The sequence below is a fragment of the Rhizobium oryzicola genome (assembly GCF_030504645.1).
GTDB classification, from domain to species: Bacteria; Pseudomonadota; Alphaproteobacteria; order Rhizobiales; family Rhizobiaceae; genus Neorhizobium; species Neorhizobium oryzicola.
Window position 1 is genome coordinate 1 of the sequence record NZ_JAUKWQ010000017.1, and the last position, 17546, is coordinate 17546.

The window sequence follows — 17546 nt, forward strand, 5'->3', positions numbered from 1 at the left end:
CCGAGACACGAAGGGCATATCCCTTGATACGGTCGAGTGGCGCGGCGCTGATATCGGTGCAAAAGCGCCCGTCCCTTCGGGTTTCCGATTGGCGGACGCCCGATGGCGAACCGGTCTCGCCCGATGCAGGAGCATCGAACTTCACCCGTTTCACCACCGGATCGTACGCGCCAATCGTGAAACAGAACTGACCCGGAGTTTGCCGGAAATGCTCTAGCGCGCATCAGCGTGGCACGCAGCATCGATGGATCACTGCTTACCGTCATGCATGTCCCAATGCCAGCCGATAGGCCTGGACGGTGTCTTCGGCGCAGCGCTTCCAGCTGAAGCCGGTCGCGCGCTTCAGGCCGCCGGCAATCGCCTTCTGCCGCCAGCTTTCATCGAACAGGCCCTGTTCCAGGAACTCGGTCATGCGGGGAAGGTCGTCCGGATGGGCATAATGCACGGCATCACCGCCCACTTCCGGAATGCAGGAGAGCGGTGAGGTGAGAACCGGAACGCCTGAGGCCATCGCCTCCAGAACCGGCAGGCCAAAGCCCTCATACCAGGAGGGAAAGGCAAACAGGCCGGCACCCGACAGAAGCGGCGGCAGGTGATCGGCCGGCACATAGCCCAGATATTTGATCCAGCCTTCGCGGGTGCCCTGGTCGATCTTTTTCAGGATCTCGGCATTGTTCCAGCCCTTATAGCCGACCAGCACCAGCGGCCGCGCTTCACGGATCGACAAGGGCAGACGGCCATAGGCCTCAATGAGATTGGCGAGGTTCTTGCGCGGCTCGATCGTGCCGGCATAGAGCGTATAGGCGCCATAGGTCAGGCCATAGGTCGAAAGCAGACCGGCGATTTCCTCCGGGCCGCGTGGATGAAACTCCTCGCCGCAAGCCAGTTTCGCGACACTGATGCGCTCTTCCGGAAAGCCGAAATGCGAGACGATCTCGCCCTTGATATAGTCGGAATCGGTGATGATGCGCCGGGCACGTTTCATCGATGCTTCCACCTCGCGTCCGAGATAGGAGACCCGTTCGCGCGGGTGAAACTGCGGCATGGTGAAGACAGAAAGGTCGTGCAGCGTGACGACCGAGGCGCCCGGAAAGCGCGGCACGTAGAAATTGGTGCCGTGATAGACGTGGTCATCAAGACCGGCAAAGGGTGAGCCTTCGGTACGCGCCTTCAGGAAACGATAGACATCGACGACCGTCTGGCTTTTCGCGACGAACCGCTTGAAACGCTGGAAAGCACCCACGGCCATCGGCCGCTCCGGCTCTTCTGCAAGCGTATTGGGCTCTGGAATAGAATCGATAAACGCTTCGCCCGTGTAGAAGCGAAGCGTTTCAACATTGGCCACCTGAGGTAGGTGACGTGTGAGCTCATAGGTATATCGACCAATTCCCGTAAGAGGAAACTTGATCGACTGCACCGACAGGACAACCTTCATACCGGCGCAGCACCAGACATGTCAGACAAGAACATGCCTATTTTTCTTTCATGCTCTTATGGAAGGAGTCAACCAGCGGCTTGGCGATGTACTGGGCAAAGGTACGTTCGCCGGTGGAAATGATGACATCGACCGGCATGCCGGCGACGATGCGGCCCTTGATTTCCGGGGGGACGTTCTTGTCATCGACGCGCACCAGAGCCTGGTAATAAGGCTCGCGATTGGTGCCGGCTTCCGGCTGGATCACGTCCTTGCCGAGCACGGAAACCTTGCCGTAGATCGCCGGCGTCGTCTTGGCCGAGAAGGCTGAGAAGCGGACTTCGACTTCGGAATCGGCGGCCACGTTGTCGATGTCGATCGGGCGGATCTGCGCATTGACGAGCAGGTCATCATCCAGCGGCACGATATCGAGAAGCGGCTCTGCCGGACGAACGACACCATTGGTGGTGTGAATGCGGATGCTCTGCACCATGCCGCGCACCGGAGCGGTCACGGTGGTTCTCGCCAGCACGTCCTTGGCGACGCGGGCGCGTTCGCGCACTTCCTCGACCTGGTCGCGCACTTCCTTGTGCTCGCTCACCGCCTTGTCGGAAAACTCCTGCTTTACCTGGACGATTTGCAGTTCGGTTTCGCCGATCGTCTCGCGGATCTTGGCGAGATCGGTTTCGGCTTCGCCGCGCACGCGCTGGAATTCCAGCATGCTGCGGGTCATCTGCGATAGCGAGTTGATGGCAACGGCGCCCTTTTGAAGGCCGTTGTTCATGCGGTCCATTTCCTCGCTCATCGAGGCGATCTGCTTGTCGCTGGCGTCGATCTGGTTGACGAGGCCTTCGGTCGCCTTGTTGAGCTGCTGGATACGCGAGTTCAGGATCGCGACCTGGCCGTCACGGGTCTTGATGCGTGATTCCAGGATGCCGCGCTGCAACGTCATGGCGGCTTTTGCTTCCGGAAGCGTGCTGTTCAGCAGGTTTTCGGGAAATTCGATATTGCTGTCGCCACGGGCTTCGGCAATCAGGCGCGCTTCGGCGGCCTGCAGATAGAGAAGCTTGGTGCTCCAGACCGTGTAATTGCCCATCGCCTGTGTCGCGTCGAGCTTCACCAGCACATCGCCCGGATTGACGATATCACCTTCCTTGGCAACGATTTCCGAGACGATGCCACCTTCCAGATGCTGGATCGTCTTACGGTTGCCTTCCACGGACACGACACCATGGGCAACGACGCCGCTGGCGAGCGGCGCGGTGGCGGCCCAGGTTCCGAAAATGCCGAAGCCGAGGAAAATCGTCACATAGCCGGCCGCCACATAGGGACGCGGGGAAAAGCTGCGGCTTTTGGCATGCTGTTTGGTGTTCATCATCATGCTTTCTCAAGCGGTCTTGGAGGGCAGACAGAGATCCTGGAATGCGCAACCGTCAGACGGCTGCGCTACGCTCTGCACCAGCCTCAGTCGGATTGTTCGGGTGGATCGACGTCACGGCCGGCTTCGGCTGCAAGAGGTCACGCGTTGCGCCATAACCCTGCATGCGACCCTGCGCCAGCACCAGCGTCTTGTCCGACATGGCCACCAGGCTCATCTTGTGGCTGACGAAAAGGATGCTCTTGCCCATGGTCTTCAGCTGTTGAATGACATGGTTGAGCGCTTCTTCGCCTTCGCTGTCGAGATTGGCGTTCGGTTCGTCGAGAACGATGACGGACGGGCTGCCATAGAGGGCGCGAGCAAGGCCGACGCGCTGGCGCTGACCGCCGGAGAGCTGGCGGCCGCCCACACCGATCTGGGTGTCGTAACCATCCGGCAGGTTCTGGATCAGCTGATGCACATTGGCAAGCTTGGCTGCTTCGATGATGCTTTCCGGGGTCGCATCCTCCTGGAAGCGGGAAATGTTTTCGGCGATCGTACCGGCAAACAGCTCAACGCTCTGCGGCAGATAGCCGAGATGGCGGCCAAGCGCATTGGCTTCCCAATGCTGGAGTTCGGATCCGTCCAGACGGATCGTGCCAGCAGCCGGCGCCCAGATGCCGACGAGTGCGCGCACGAGGCTCGACTTGCCCGCACCGCTCGGGCCGACAATCGCAACCGCCTCGCCGGGATTGACCTGGAAGGTGACGCTGTGCACCAGCGGCGCCTTGCCGCCCGGCGCTGCAACGGCGAGCTGTTCCACGACAAGCGTGCCGCTCGGAGCCGGCAGAGGCAGCTTGTCCTCTTCCTCGGGCATTTCCACGAAGATCTTGTTGAGCCGGGCATAGGCCTGGCGGGCGCCGAGGAACTGCTTCCACTGACCGACGACCTGGTCGACCGGCTGCAGGGCTCGGCCCATCATGATCGAGGCGGCAATGATCGAGCCCGGCGAAATTGCCGCTTCGAGTGCAAGATAGGCACCTGCACCGAGGATGATGGTCTGCAGGCCCATACGTACGAATTTGGAAATCGACAGCAGCGCGCCGGAACGGTCACTGGCAACGGCCTGGTGTTCGAGCATGTTGCGGTGAAGGACGCCCCAGCGGCCACGCAGACTGTCTTCCATGCCGAGCGCCCGGATGACTTCAACGTTCATCAGCGTCGAATTGGAGAAGTGCATCGCGCCCTGGCCGGCAACCGTGGCCTTGGACAGTTCCTTCTTGGTCATGAATTCGTTAGCGATCGCCAACGCAAAGACGATGACGGCGCCGACGGTGGAGATCCAGCCGATCAACGGGTGGAAGAAGAAACAGACGGCGAGAAAGATCGGCATCCAGGGAAGATCGCACAGCGCGATCAGGCCCGAGCCGGTCAGGAATTCGCGCAGGCGGTCGATGTCCATCAGGGCAAATTCGGTCCGGCCTTGCGGATGCCTCAGAGTGGAGGTGATGACGCGGCTGAAGACGCCTTTGGCAATCATCTCATCGAAGCGCATACCGGCGCGCACCAGAACGCGGGAGCGTATCCATTCGAGCAGACCGTAGAGAGCCAACATCGCCAGCGCAATCAGGGTCAGCATCATCAGGGTCATTTCACTGCGGCTATGGAGCACGCGGTCATAAACCTGGAGCATATAGAGCGGACTGACGAACATCAGCACGTTAATTGCGACGCTGAAACTCATGGTCGCAATAATGATGGTCCGATATGTCGTTAAAGCCTGCTGGAACGGATTTGCTTTCATGGAGCTATTCTTTCACCATCGCTTGTCAGCGCGATCCCGTGGCATCGCCGTGTCGCCATTTCGACCTAAAGTAACAGCTTCATGGCTTAATTGCGATAACAACTGGACGACGGGCGAAACCTTTTGTGGTCATACTAGACTTTCCGATAAAGGCAATGGTGCGTCCCGCTAATCATTGCGCAGGCTTTTGTCGTGGATTTGCCGCTAATTTAGACCGGATTCGCTCTGCCTTCTGCTGCACAGGGCAGTGAATTGCCGGGGAGTGCTTGAAGCGCCAGCCGCCTTCCGCTACAGGCTCAGGCCATATCAAAAACCGCCTGAAAGCAGCCATGAGGCGCTGCCCGATCCGTTAGGAGCATGAATGACTCGCACAGCCTTGATTACTGGTATCACCGGCCAGGACGGCGCCTATCTCGCCCAGCTTCTTCTGTCGAAGGGATACAAGGTTTTCGGTCTCGCCCGCCGTTCCAGCACCGCTGACGTGAACCTGACCCGCCTCAAGTGGCTCAACATCGAAAAGGACGTGCAGATCGTTGATGGCGACCTGCAGGATCTCTCAGGCCTGGTGCGCACGATCACCACAATCAAGCCCGATGAAGTCTATAATCTTGCCGCTCAATCTTTCGTGACGTCTTCCTGGCAGCAGCCGATCCTGACCGGTCAGGTGACGGCACTTGGCGTGACCAATGTTCTCGAAGCGCTGCGCCTGGCAAAGCCGGATACCCGTTTCTACCAGGCATCCTCCTCGGAAATGTACGGTCTCGTGCAGCATCCGGTCCAGTCGGAAAAGACGCCCTTCTATCCGCGCTCGCCCTATGCTGTTGCCAAGCTCTATGGTCACTGGATCACGGTCAACTACCGCGAAAGTTTTGGTATTCACGCCTCCAGCGGCATTCTCTTCAATCATGAATCCCCGCTGCGCGGCATCGAATTCGTCACCCGCAAGGTGACCGACAGCGTTGCCCGCATCAAGCTCGGCCTCTCCAAGGAACTGCGCCTCGGCAATACCAGCGCCAAGCGCGACTGGGGCCATGCCCGCGACTACGTCAAGGCCATGTGGCTGATGCTGCAGCAGGACACGCCTGATGACTACGTCGTGGCAACCGGCAAGACATCGACGGTGCGCACCATGTGCGAGATCGCCTTCTCGCATGTCGGCCTCAACATCGATGACCACCTGGTGATCGACGAGAAGCTCTTCCGCCCGGCCGAAGTCGACATCCTGCTGGGCGATCCCTCCAAGGCCAAGGAAAAGCTCGGCTGGGAGCCGGAAACCTCCATGGAAGACCTGATCCGCGAAATGGTCGAGGCCGACCTCAAGCGCCTGTCCTGATCCGTCCCAACGTCTTCGGTTCTGTCCCGCCCTTACCTGGCGGGGCAGTCCTTTCATGGACAAAAGGAGCCCGTCCCCCATGTCGAACCGCCGTCTTCTGATAACAGGATCGCAAGGTTTCGTCGGACGTGCCCTGATCGAACGCATCCGTGCCTCAGCACCAGATCGTTTCGAACTTGTCGATTTCATTGATCCCGAAAACGGCGAGCGTCCCGATATCCGCGACAAGGCCGCCGTCGAACGCGCACTCACAAGCGCAAAACCGGATGCGGTGGTGCATCTGGCGGCGATTGCCGCCCCCCGCCAGGCACAGAAGGATCCCTCCGAAGCCTGGATGGTCAATGTCATCGGCACGCTCAACATTGCCTCTGCCGCGCGGACAATCGGCGCCCGGCTGATCTGGTCCGGCAGTTCGGAAGCCTATGGCAATGCCTTCAACCGCCATCCGGAACCGGTCCGGGAAGAGGCGGCACTCGAACCCATGAGCGCCTATGGCGCCACCAAGTCGGCCGCCGACCTGATGCTGCGCCAGATGGGGGAAGACGGGTTGCAGGCCGTCATTTTCCGGCCCTTCAATCATTCAGGCCCCGGGCAGAGCCCCGATTACGTGGTGCCGGCCTTTGCCGAGCAGGTCGCCCGCATCGAGGCAGGGCTGCAGGATCCCGTCATCAAGGTCGGCAATCTCGAGGCGCGCCGCGACTTCCTGCATGTGACCGACGTGGTGGATGCCTATCTCGCCGCCGCAGACGCCCCGTCTATCCAGCCGGGCGCTACCTACAACATTTCCACATCAGCACCGGTTGCGATCGCCGATCTCCTGAACGGGCTTCTCACCGCCTCCGGCCACGCGATCACGGTCGAGGTCGACCCGGCCCGTTACTTCCCCAACAAGGTGGTGACGGCATCCGGCAGCCATGACCGCCTGAAAGCCGATTTCGGCTGGTCGCCGAAGATTGCCATCGGCGACATGCTGGCCGAGGTTCTGGACGATCAGCGTCAGCGGATCGCCGCTGAGCCGCGGGGCTAACCCCCTCCCCTACTCCGTCCCGAAAGGCAAATGGCGGGCATGGCCGCGGGCGCGCACCGCCCCGAAACGCGGCGGCTCGTAATGGTTTTCAGCCGTAAAGGGTGCCGCGAACAGCGCCTCGCTGCAGAGATCCTCGCGCACGAAGAAGGCGTTGACGCCGAAGACATCGCAGCCGACCAGCTGATAGCCGTTTTCCCGGCCGATCTCTTCGAGCGCTTTCAGGCTGGCGCCAAAGCGGTTGGTACCCGTCCAGACCTTGTCTTCCCGGTAAGGAACTTCAAAAGACATGGAGGGTGGGAAATGGCCGTTATATTCGATGCAGAAGAGACGCGGGCGAAACTGCGCGAGCTTTCGCCAGATATGTGATGTATTATAGTCGATATCGACGGAGATATAGTCCGGCGTGACATAGCCGCTGTCGCGCACCATCGCCTCAATATTATCGAGGGTTACCTTCTCGTTGACGAAGGTTAACTGTCCGGTCGTCAAGGGGGTACGCATGAGATGGCGGATGCAATCGGCCTCCGCATCGCCGGCTTCCACCCACAGACCCCGCCAGCCGGTTTCCACCAGAAGGCGCGTGGTGTTCTCGATCCCGTCGCCGGCGGCCACTTCGATGAAGGTTTTGCTCTCGGTCCCGATGCGGCGAAAGATTTCCGCGATGATGCCGTCCTCATTGTTCTGGCTGTAGACCTGGCCGTAAGCCGCAGCGATCCGCTTTTCATCGGCATAGCGGGCGGAATGTTCCTTGACGAAATCGATATAGGACGAGGCCTGCAGCTCGATCAGGCGATCGAGTTTCAAGGAAATGCTTGCAAAGGCCTGGGAGAGCGTCTCGATATCCCCCTCCCCGATCAGGTTCGTGCTTTCCATCACCTCCTTGAGGTGCTGTTTCAGTTTTTCGAGCATTTCGGGTATTCCTGTCTGCGGGAGGCTACCTCGCCTCGGCAACGCGTGCGATGATCCTGGCCGGTTCTTAAAGCGGTTCTGGGCTAAATGCACGAGGCTTATACCAAACGACCAGAGGTCATGCGGGACGAATGAAGCGATCGAAATTTTCCATGATGGCGCGCGAGCAGTTTGCCGCGCTCTCCCTGCATGAAAAGAATGCCTATCTGCAGGATCTGTCGCGGCATTTTGCGGCCTTGCACGGGCGCGAGGAATGCGAGCTCGACAAGGATGCGTTGAGCCGCCTGCGCCGTTATTATAGCCGCCGCGTCTGGGCCGATCTCAAGCTCGACCAGATGGAGGATACGCCGGTCAACCGCGCGATCCGCAATCTCGGCGAAGCGATCCGCAATGAAAGCCTGCAGGCCGACATCACCGCCGTGCTGATGCAGGAGAGCGTGCCGAAGCGCATCCTGCGCCCTGCCCCGCCTGAAGACGCACAGCTGACCTTCTTCGTGCCGACCGTCTATGACGCGCCGATCAAGGACGACGTGAACCTGATGGATGTGGCGCCCTTCTCGCTCAGCAAGCGCTCGAATGCCGGCATCATCCGCTACGAGCTGAAGGACAGCCTGATCACCATTGAGGGCGGCGCCGAGACGGGGCTTGCGACCGTCTTCGACTACGACATCTTCCTCAACATGGTCTCGCATCTCGCCGAAGAGGTGCAGCGCTATCGCCGCGACGAGGCTAAGGGCCTGCGCCCCAGCCTGCCGCCGAAGACCTATCGGCCGAGCGCCTCGCATGTCCTCAAATTCTGCCGGCGCTCCGATGGCGGCAAATCCTATGAGGATCTGGAAGCGGCCCTCGACCGTCTGGCCAATACTACGATCAAGGTGGTGAACCTTTCGAACGGCAGGCGCCGCCAAGTGGACAGCCGCCCGCTGATCGGCGGTTACAGCGTGGTGAGCCGCACCAATGCCAACCGCATCGACATGATCGAGATCACCATTCCCGACTGGGTCTATATGAGCGTGGTGCGCAACGAAAAGACCATTCCGCTTCTGACGCTGCATGAGGATTACTTCCTGATCAGCTCGGGCCTTGGCCGCTTCATCTATCGGCTGGCACGCAAGGCGGCGGGCAAGGGCGAAGCCGTCTACAGTGTGCGCGAGATCCACAAGCGCAGCGGCTCCACGCAGGACTATCGCAAGTTCGCCTATGACCTGAAGGAGTTCATCACCCGCACCCAGGCCTTCCCCATGCCCGATTACGATCTGGCCCTGCAGGAGGGCAAGGATGGTGCCGTGCTCTACATGCGCCGCCGCGACGAGACAATGCCCCACGGCATGGCCGAGCTCATCGAAACCGACTGATTTTTGTCGTGGACTTCCGTACATCGCCGACGACAAAAATGACGAGCGGTTCCGTACTTGACCGACGACAAAATCCCCCGCGGGACGCCTCGCGGAGCAGGCTGACGAAACCGTACATCGGCGACTTTTTTCCGTACTTGGCCGACAAACTTCCGTACATCGCCGACATTTTTCCGTACATCGCCGACGACAAAAATCGGCAAGCCTTTGAAATAAAAATCAAAAACAAGCATTTTTTTTGCTAAAACTATATAAAACACTTAAAACAAGACAAAACTGAAAACTGAGCGACAAAAATGGCTGCGAAAAGGGTCATCGACAAGGCTGATCACGGGGAAGATCTGAGCGGCAAATCACGACAAAAATGGCAAGGGAAAATGAGGAAGAGACCATGGACGTGAACGGTCTTTCGATTTTGTCTTGTCGGTAAAGTCCACAGGAACAGACCAGATTCGGTGGAGGCATCAACGGCCAAGAGGAGGACGGAAGGAGCCCTCCCCTCCTCAAGATTACTACAGGCCCGCCTTGCGCATGAGTTCCTCCAGCGCTTCGCCATAGGACATGCCGGTCTGATTGCAGTAGTCCTTGAAACGGTTGATGACATCGAGCGGCGCGCGGACGAAAGCCTGATCGAGCGGCTCCGACGACTTGCGAATGCGCTTGATGCGCTGCGTCGGTTCACGGCTCTGGAAGCCTGCCCTTTCTGCCGCCTGGTCCGCCTTCAGCTGGTCGATCTGTTCGTCCTTCGGCGAGACACCCCGTTCAGGCTGACGAGGCGCAAAGCCGCTCAAATCGAGCATCTTGGTTTCCAGCTTGCGGGGCTCAGCCTTTGCCGGCTTGCCAAATCCGAGATCCTTCGACATCAGGCGGCCCTTTCCCCGGCATTGCGCTTCAAAAGCTCCAGCACTTCCGCCGTCAGCTGGATGGCATTGTCGATCGCCGGCTCCAGCCCGTTCACCTGGGAGGCATCGAGCTCGAACAGGCTGAGGCGCTCCATGAACATGGCGTTATAGGCCTCGCGCCGGTAGAGATGGGTTTTGAGAACAGGCAGATCGTTCGACAGCATCTGCTCGGTGATCTCGCGTTCGATGCGGCGCGTAAAGGGCGGTGGATTGGTGCGGTTAAAGGCGAGCGTGAAATTCAGCTTGCGGCCGATATCCTCTTCGCTTTCGCGCACCAGATTGACGGCGCGCGCCGCTTGCTTGGCGTCGAGCGCACTGCCGGCAAGCGGGATCAGGGTCAGATCGGCACGGATGATGGCGCGCGAGGCAAGGCGGCTGGCGGTGCCTTCGAGATCCACGAAGACGAATTGCGCTTCCGCGGCTGCCGTATTGATGAGATCGCGGATATTCGCCTCTGTCGCATTGCTCAGGACCTTGATCGGCAGCCGGCTTGCACCGCTGCGCCAATCGGAAATCGGCTTGTTCGGGTCGGCATCGATGATGGTGACGGAGCCGCCCTGTTCGGCAAGCGTCGAGGCAAGCGCCAGGATGGTCGTGGATTTGCCGGCCCCGCCCTTGGGGTTTGCGGCGCAGATAACAGGCATGACGGATCTCTCCAGCTGGATGTATTGCGGCCAGCATCGGCCGAGATGATTGATATTTGGTTGCTATATGATTGCAATCGGATTGATAGCATAAAGCTAGCAGATAGCTATCTGATATTAAATTGATTGCTATCTTTATGATAGCATATTGCAATCATGGGGTCGGCTAGTCCTATGGAACCAATTCCGCGGCAAGGCGCGTGATCGTCGAACGATGCACCCGGAACAGGCGGGCGATATCGGCAGCTGTTCGTCCGGCCTTCAGCATCAGACGGATCTCGTCTCTCTGCTCGCCGGTCAGCTTCGGACGCCGCCCGCCGACGCGGCCTCTTTCACGCGCTGCGGCAAGCCCGGCCAGCGTTCTCTCGCGGATCAGCGACCGCTCGAATTCGGCAAAGGCGCCCAGCATCTGCATCATCATGCGCCCGGGCGGAGTGGTGGTATCGACCGCCTCCGTCAGGGAGCGAAAGCCGGCACCTTCTGCCTCGATCCGATCCAGGATCGCCAGCATGTCCTTGAGCGATCGCGTCAGCCGGTCGAGTTTCCAGACCACGACGACGTCACCCGGCCTCAACTCATCAAGGAGGCGGTGCAGGGCAGGGCGATCGAAGCGTGCGCCGGAGGCGCGCTCCTCCACCACCCGATCGCAGCCCGCCGCATGCAGAGCGCGCAGTTGCAAAGCGAGATCCTGATCCTCCGTCTTGGAGACGCGCGCATAACCAAACAGCATGTCGAATACCCCTAACACGACCTCTGTTATGCAACAGGTTTATGCAACGCTCAACCCACTGCCTTTCCATCTGTCCGCCGGTTGTTGCTCAAACCTTCGTTTCCGCAACGATGCGCACGCCATCGCAGTCACTGTACCTGCCTCAGCACACGACCGTGATAAAAAAGCCACTTGTTTGGATCTTGAATGCTTCAAACTTGAGCATCATTCCTATTCATGCTACTGAAACGGGATTTTTATAGACTTTATACGATTTAGACGCACGTCTTACGTGTCTTTGTCGATCATCCGGCTAAAATAAAGCCGGATTAAAAGTTTACTCTTTAAAGGTGTGCGACCACTGAAGGCGGGTGAAATGCGTATTTCTCAAATAGAGCGGGATGGTCGAGGTGGTCATGCGCTGATCACGATTCTTGTACCGGTCTATAACGAGGAAGAAGCAGTTGAAATTTTTCTTCAGGAAGTTCGCCAACACCTGCCGATGTTGAATCTGAATTACGAGTTTTTATTCATCAATGATGGCAGCAGCGACAAGACGCTGACGGCTCTTCTCGAACTGCGGCAGCAGCATAACGATCTGCGAATAATTGATCTCTCGCGCAATTTCGGCAAGGAGGCGGCCATGACCGCTGGCCTGCAGAACGCCAAGGGCGATGCAGTTATCATCATGGATGTCGATCTGCAGGAGCCGCCCGAGCTGATCGGGCAGATGATTGCCCGTTGGCGTGAAGGTTATGACGTCGTCTATGGTCGGCGTGTGCGCCGTGATAGCGACAGCTCCCTCAAGCGTTTGACAGCGAGCGGCTTCTATACCTGGTTTAACCGAATTGCCGATTTCAAGATTCCGGATGATGTGGGCGATTTCCGTCTGATGGATCGTGCTGTGGTCAATGCACTGAATGCGCTTCCCGAACGGGTGCGCTTCATGAAAGGCTTGTTTGCCTGGGTCGGCTTTCGGACTTATGCGATCGATTTCGAGCGTCGCGAACGCCAGGCGGGTTCCAGCAAATTCAATTACTGGCGCCTTTGGAATTTCGCCCTCGACGGCATCACATCCTTCTCCACCATTCCGCTGCGGATCTGGACTTATTTCGGTCTCGGCATAGCCGCACTTGCCTTTATCTATGGCGCCTTCATCATCGGTCGTACGCTTCTCTTCGGCGTCAGCGTGCCGGGTTACGCCTCAATATTGACGGCGATCCTTTTCCTCGGTGGCGTACAGCTCATCGGACTTGGTGTACTGGGCGAATATCTGGGCCGTGTCTATATGGAAGTGAAGCAGCGACCGGTCTATCTTGCCTCCCGCATCTATGGTGCTTCCAGTCAGCTAGGCGATCATGAACAGGCCGCTCCGCATAGCGGTCGCGACGATCAGGAGCGTCGCGCAATCGGCTGAGAGGGCCTTGTTCGGACGGGAGTCAATGCGCTTACCCTTTACTATCGGGCGGCAAATCGCGTTTTTTGCGGCGGTTGGACTGTTGGCGACGGCAGTCCATTATGCCGCCGCGCTCCTTCTGACCAGATTTCTTCCGCTGACGCTTGCCAACCCTTGCGGCTTTGCAGTGGCGCTCATGGTATCTTATTTCGGGCATGCCCGGCTGACCTTCTCGGCCGTAGCAGGACAGGGCCGGCATGTCAGGCGCTTTCCTAAATTTATCCTTGTTGCCCTTGGCGGCTTTATCATCAACCAGTCGATCGTTTTCGCCCTGTCGCGGACTGTGCTGCCGAACTGGCTGGTGCTGGGTATCGCCATTGCCGTGGTGCCAGTAGCAACGTTTATCGCCTCAAAGTTCTGGGTGTTCGCTGTTTCGCAGAAGGACGGAGAAACTGGCGATTGCTGATCCTGAGCGCCTCTACCAGCGCGTAGCAGCAAAGTGGCCGGTCACGAATTCACCGATCCGGCGTGCAGTCGCCGGATGCATGTTGGAAGGCAGTTCATCCAGTGCAAAGAAGCGGCCTTCGAGGATTTCGAGATTGCCGTGAAACATCTCCGCCTGCCTAACCTCCGCCGTATAAAGCAGAATGTGTTCGCGGGGCGAGGCATGACTGTTGAGATAGACTTGGGCGAGGCGCGGCTGACCTTTGATGATCAGGTTGCCCTCTTCCTTCAGTTCCTTGTGTAACGTTTCTTCCGCCGTCATGCCGTTTTCGACGCCGCCGCCCGGCAGATGCCAACCGGGCGTATAGGTATGGCGCACCAGATAGATGCGCCGCGCCTCGTCCAGGCAGAGTGCGCGCACGGCCAGGATCTTGCCGCTAAAGAGAGAATAATTCGCCAGGAGAAGCCGGGAGGTGAGGCGGCTCAACATGTTGAGGGGGTAAAATTTCATAGTTTCCAGATAGGGTAGTGCCAGGGATTATGCACGCTCTATACGCCGAACAGTGACATCGGAAGAAACTATGCCTTTGACGTCATTCTCATCGGCAGACAGAAAAATGCCACCGATGTTCCCTCCGAGACGAAGAGTGCTTTGCCTTTTCGGAGATGATCATGGGATCCTATGAACTGACTGGCCCCAAATGGGGTGATCCGGAATACGGAACGACCGGTGGCCAGGTTACCTGGAGTTTCGCCACCGCCAGCTGGAGCGGCGGCTATTCCTATGATTACAGTATCACCGATCCCGTCTACCAACAGCTGGTCCGTGATGCCTTTGCGGCCTGGGAGGCGGTTGCGAATATCCATTTCGTCGAAGTGGCCGACAATGCCAAGACCATGATCCGGCTTGGCTGGGATGCCATTGACGGTGCATACAAGACCGTCGGCGAGGCAAGTTGGAAGACCCGCACGAATGACGGTTACGATTATTACCTGACGAGCGCCGAGATCCGGTTCGACACGGCCGAGACCTGGACAACCAACAAGACCGCGCTTGGTAACAAGGCCATGAATTTCTACACGGTCGCCCTCCACGAAATCGGCCATGCGATCGGTCTGGATCACGTCGATGACAAAACCGACATCATGTATCCGACGACCGGTTATACAACGACGCTCGGCGAGGGAGATATCGAGGGGGTACGGGAACTCTATGGCGCGCAAGCCGCCAGGAGCTTCTATGCGACGTCAGGCAATGATCGCTTTCTACTGACCTCAGGCAATGACGTTGTCGATGGAGGGGGGGGCGTCGACACGGCCGTCTTTGGGGTCAAGCGGGCGGCGGTCACCATCAGCCGCTCCGGCACGACAATCACCGCCAAGGGGGAGGGAACCGATACGCTCATCAATATCGAGCGGCTGAAATTTACGGATGGTACACTGGCCTTCGATACGGCGGGGGAGGCGGGTCAAGCCTACCGGCTTTATCAGGCGGCCTTCAACCGTAAGCCGGATGCCGGCGGCCTCGGCTTCTGGATCGGCCAGCTCGACGCTGACCAGACGGACCTGTTGCGAATGTCCAAGAGCTTCATTGATTCAAACGAGTTCCGCAGCACCTATGGTACGCCGCAGACGGTAAGTACCACGGCCTTCGTTACGCTCGTTTACCAGAACGTCCTGCATCGAGCGCCGGATACAAGCGGTGCCAGTTACTGGCAGGACAAGCTGAACACGGGGTATCTCAGGGAAAAACTACTGGCTGATTTTTCCGAAAGCGCGGAAAACCAGGCGAATACGGCTGCCGCGATCAGCGATGGCGTCTGGTTCGTGTAGCGCTGAGCGCCCCTTCAAGTGTAGCATGGTTTCAACGCTGGGGCGATTTTGCTCTGCAAAGCCATGGCCCAGCCCTGGGGGGAGCCATCCGGACATTGCCTTGAGGTTCGAATTGGCTTACTGATTTTAAAAGGCTTCTTGTTTTTGCGCCTTCCGGTTGCGCGACAGCCTGTTGCCATTGTTCGAATTATTGCAAAGAACTGAGAACGGCGCCGATGCGGATTGTCCCCTTTCCGATGAGAAACGTGAAGAAGGTGGAGCCTCGCGCCGCCGACTGGTCGCAGCAGGAAATCGCCGATTTCTATCGCGCTCATCGTCTTCTTGCGGAAAACGGCGCAGCAATCGGGATTGATCGAGGCCTCACCGATATCGGCGAGCCCTGGATGGTTTTCTTCGATATGAGTTCGCAGGACGTCTTCCTGCATGTTGCCCGCATCGACAACCGCTGCCATCTCATCAGTGAACCGCTGAATCTCAGGCTTTCGGCCGCTGATATCACCGCGCTCATCACCGACTTCGAAGAGGCGGTCCGCAGCTACCTGGCGATCCGCGTCGAACGTTCGCGCAATGTGGTCATCCATCCGGCCGCGCGCATCATTATGTCGATTTCGGCCATCTTCCTGCTGTTCAAGCTGGAAAGCGGCGAGGCGCATGCCAAGGGTTTGTCGGAAAAGCAGGCTCTTTCCCCGTCGGAAGGCGGCGGCTTGCGCTTGATCGACAAGGCAAGCCCCTCCTTCCTGCGCGCCCAGAGCGCCTTTGCCCGTGCATTTGAGTCGGTTGATGCGCCGGCCAACGCCGCCATGCTGGCGGGCATGATCCTGGCCAGTGAACTCGTGTTCTCCAACAACCGGGAATTTTCGGTCGAGAGCGATCTCGGCAAGCTGCTCAGCAATACCCATCACGAAGAGGCGACCATCCAGCCCCTTACGGATATCGACGAACATAAGTCGACCGCGAGAACTGTCGTGACGGAGCACGCTGAAAAGCAGAAGACGGAAACGGTTACGGAAATTGCGCAGAACCGGGATCAAGATACGCACAAATCCAGTGATACGCCGTTGAAACCTCTCCCGGCCAAGACCACAGTCGAAGCTGTCGATATGCCGGCTCCGATCAAGGTTGCGGACGTTGCACCTCAACAGCCTCAACAGCCTCAGCAGCCCGTGGCAAAAGACAGTGAAAAGGACAGTCAGGCCACCGTCGAAACCACGTCTACGGCCAGTTCGACACTGACAAAAGTGATGCAGAGCGCTGCCGATAGCGCTCCTGAAAAGGTGGTCGAGAAGGCTGCAGTAACCGCTCCCGTGGTTGCCGCTCCGGCGGCTCCTGTGATCGATGCGCCAAAGGTGATCACGCTCGATACACTGGATACGATTAGCGCGAAGGCTGGTCTCTCCCTCAAGACGAATTATGATATCGTCAAGATGTTTGCCCTTCTGGACCACTTCAGGGAGGAGTTGGGGCAGGTTTACGATGTGCGATATGGCACCAGCGGCAAGCTGATAATCGAGGAAAAGGGCATTGCCAGCCATGATTATCATGACATCGGAATCTGGACCAACACCTTGGCGGAGGGCGGCACCTTCTCGGTCATTGCCAAAGTCGGCCTGATCGATGATGCGCTGACCTTCTTCTCCTGAACAAGTTTTGTCCGGAAATGCTCTAAACGCAGCGGCGCTCTTTGCGGGGCGCCGCTGCGTTTTTGATGTCAGGAAAGTCAGGCCGGGCCGATAGGCTGGAAAAGAAAGCCTTGCCGATCGGCCTCCCTTTGATTAGGCGCCGAGCATGGCTTCCAGCCGGCGTAGACGCTCTTCAAGTGCTGCAACATCGGGATTGGCGCTCTGTTCCCGCTCGCCGAAGATCAGCGCATAGGTGTGCGGATCGTTATAGCGCAACATGGTGATGGCGAATTCGCGCGGGTCCAGGTTGAGGGCCACGGAATAGGCCTCATAGCGTTCAGACGGTACCTTGCCGCGACCGGCTTCGATCTGCGAGATGAAGGTGTAATAGTCGAACCCGACTTTCGTGGCGAGCTCCCGCTGACTCAGTCCGGCGGTCTCTCGCTTGTCGCGCAGCCAAAGCCCGGCCTCCTTGCGCAGTTCCGCAATATCGCCAGCGTCCTTCAATCTCTGCTGATTCATATTCATTAACGTTATCCTGCTGGTGTGCCGCGGCAACCGACCTGTTACATAATCACTGTACGTGTAGTCGGATCACTTTCAAATGTCCAGAGCTTTTAAGGAACTCGCAAAAAATCAGGATTTTTGCGTTCTTTACGCGATCTGGACAGAATTTCCACACATCTGACGGCTGTGAAGATACCTGTAAACACGCAACAAACGACTATGAAATTCCGTGCATTTGTAGCGTTACTACACTTCTGTAGCGTAAATTGCTGATGTATGCGGGCGGATCCGCC

The 17546-nt window shown here is 58.3% G+C and carries 16 protein-coding genes; 7 read left to right on the forward strand and 9 right to left on the reverse strand.

The genetic code is table 11. The features are described 5' to 3' along the window. Positions 1 to 262 precede the first annotated feature (262 nt). From Q2T52_RS26110 to Q2T52_RS26120, 3 genes are read right to left on the reverse strand one after another with little or no spacing between them, the layout of a single operon-like run. Positions 263 to 1435 (reverse strand): glycosyltransferase family 4 protein, encoded by a 1173-nt coding sequence (locus Q2T52_RS26110; RefSeq protein ID WP_302079843.1) that lies wholly within the window; start codon positions 1433 to 1435, stop codon positions 263 to 265. A gap of 37 nt (positions 1436 to 1472) precedes the next feature. Beyond that, positions 1473 to 2789 carry an HlyD family type I secretion periplasmic adaptor subunit gene (locus Q2T52_RS26115; protein ID WP_302079844.1) on the reverse strand — a complete coding sequence of 439 codons (1317 nt, stop codon included), beginning with the start codon at positions 2787 to 2789 and terminating at the stop codon, positions 1473 to 1475. A 58-nt stretch (positions 2790 to 2847) separates the two neighbouring features. After that, the gene (locus Q2T52_RS26120) at positions 2848 to 4575 is read right to left on the reverse strand and encodes a type I secretion system permease/ATPase (RefSeq protein WP_302079845.1); all 1728 of its coding nucleotides are present in this window, start codon (positions 4573 to 4575) and stop codon (positions 2848 to 2850) included. 361 nt (positions 4576 to 4936) lie between these two features. On the opposite strand from Q2T52_RS26120, the gene gmd reads away from it, so the two are divergent. Continuing rightward, positions 4937 to 5908, forward strand: coding sequence for a GDP-mannose 4,6-dehydratase (gene gmd, locus Q2T52_RS26125; RefSeq protein ID WP_302079846.1), 972 nt, complete (start codon positions 4937 to 4939; stop codon positions 5906 to 5908). Between the two features lie 79 nt (positions 5909 to 5987). After that, on the forward strand, positions 5988 to 6935 hold the full coding sequence (locus Q2T52_RS26130; RefSeq protein WP_302079847.1) for an NAD-dependent epimerase/dehydratase family protein: 948 nt from the start codon (positions 5988 to 5990) through the stop codon (positions 6933 to 6935). Positions 6936 to 6944: 9 nt separating this feature from the next. Here Q2T52_RS26130 and Q2T52_RS26135 read toward each other — a convergent pair whose 3' ends face one another. Beyond that, positions 6945 to 7844, reverse strand: coding sequence for a hypothetical protein (locus Q2T52_RS26135; protein WP_302079848.1), 900 nt, complete (start codon positions 7842 to 7844; stop codon positions 6945 to 6947). Positions 7845 to 7975: 131 nt separating this feature from the next. Between Q2T52_RS26135 and Q2T52_RS26140 the strand changes: the two genes are divergently transcribed. Beyond that, a complete protein-coding gene (locus tag Q2T52_RS26140) occupies positions 7976 to 9199 on the forward strand; it encodes a replication initiator protein A (RefSeq protein WP_302079849.1) in 1224 nt (407 codons plus the stop codon). A 512-nt stretch (positions 9200 to 9711) separates the two neighbouring features. Here Q2T52_RS26140 and Q2T52_RS26145 read toward each other — a convergent pair. The 3 genes from Q2T52_RS26145 to Q2T52_RS26155 all read right to left on the reverse strand — a co-directional run bounded on the left by Q2T52_RS26145 (position 9712) and on the right by Q2T52_RS26155 (position 11475). Next, positions 9712 to 10062, reverse strand: a complete 351-nt coding sequence (locus tag Q2T52_RS26145) for a hypothetical protein (protein ID WP_302079850.1) — start codon at positions 10060 to 10062, stop codon at positions 9712 to 9714. Further along, positions 10062 to 10745 (reverse strand): nucleotide-binding protein, encoded by a 684-nt coding sequence (locus Q2T52_RS26150; RefSeq protein WP_302079851.1) that lies wholly within the window; start codon positions 10743 to 10745, stop codon positions 10062 to 10064. Before Q2T52_RS26150 ends, Q2T52_RS26145 begins: the two co-directional genes overlap by 1 nt. 172 nt (positions 10746 to 10917) lie before the next feature. After that, positions 10918 to 11475, reverse strand: coding sequence for a recombinase family protein (locus tag Q2T52_RS26155; RefSeq protein WP_302079852.1), 558 nt, complete (start codon positions 11473 to 11475; stop codon positions 10918 to 10920). A 355-nt stretch (positions 11476 to 11830) separates the two neighbouring features. Between Q2T52_RS26155 and Q2T52_RS26160 the strand changes: the two genes are divergently transcribed. Next, complete coding sequence (locus Q2T52_RS26160) at positions 11831 to 12871, forward strand: glycosyltransferase family 2 protein (protein WP_302079853.1); 1041 nt, start codon at positions 11831 to 11833, stop codon at positions 12869 to 12871. 7 nt (positions 12872 to 12878) lie between these two features. After that, entirely contained in the window at positions 12879 to 13316 is a 438-nt protein-coding gene (locus Q2T52_RS26165; RefSeq protein WP_302079854.1) for a GtrA family protein, read from the forward strand. 12 nt (positions 13317 to 13328) lie between these two features. Here the strand turns inward: Q2T52_RS26165 and Q2T52_RS26170 are convergent, their stop codons facing one another. Then, positions 13329 to 13805, reverse strand: a complete 477-nt coding sequence (locus Q2T52_RS26170; RefSeq protein ID WP_302079855.1) for an NUDIX domain-containing protein — start codon at positions 13803 to 13805, stop codon at positions 13329 to 13331. 161 nt (positions 13806 to 13966) lie between these two features. Here Q2T52_RS26170 and Q2T52_RS26175 point away from each other — a divergent pair, with 161 nt between their 5' ends. Together Q2T52_RS26175 and Q2T52_RS26180 are read left to right on the forward strand one after the other, a co-directional pair. After that, positions 13967 to 15127, forward strand: a complete 1161-nt coding sequence (locus tag Q2T52_RS26175; protein ID WP_302079856.1) for a DUF4214 domain-containing protein — start codon at positions 13967 to 13969, stop codon at positions 15125 to 15127. A 236-nt stretch (positions 15128 to 15363) separates the two neighbouring features. Next, entirely contained in the window at positions 15364 to 16767 is a 1404-nt protein-coding gene (locus Q2T52_RS26180) for a hypothetical protein (RefSeq protein ID WP_302079857.1), read from the forward strand. A 132-nt stretch (positions 16768 to 16899) separates the two neighbouring features. On the opposite strand, the gene Q2T52_RS26185 is transcribed toward Q2T52_RS26180, so the two are convergent. After that, complete coding sequence (locus tag Q2T52_RS26185; RefSeq protein ID WP_302079858.1) at positions 16900 to 17274, reverse strand: helix-turn-helix domain-containing protein; 375 nt, start codon at positions 17272 to 17274, stop codon at positions 16900 to 16902. Positions 17275 to 17546: the final 272 nt, after the last annotated feature.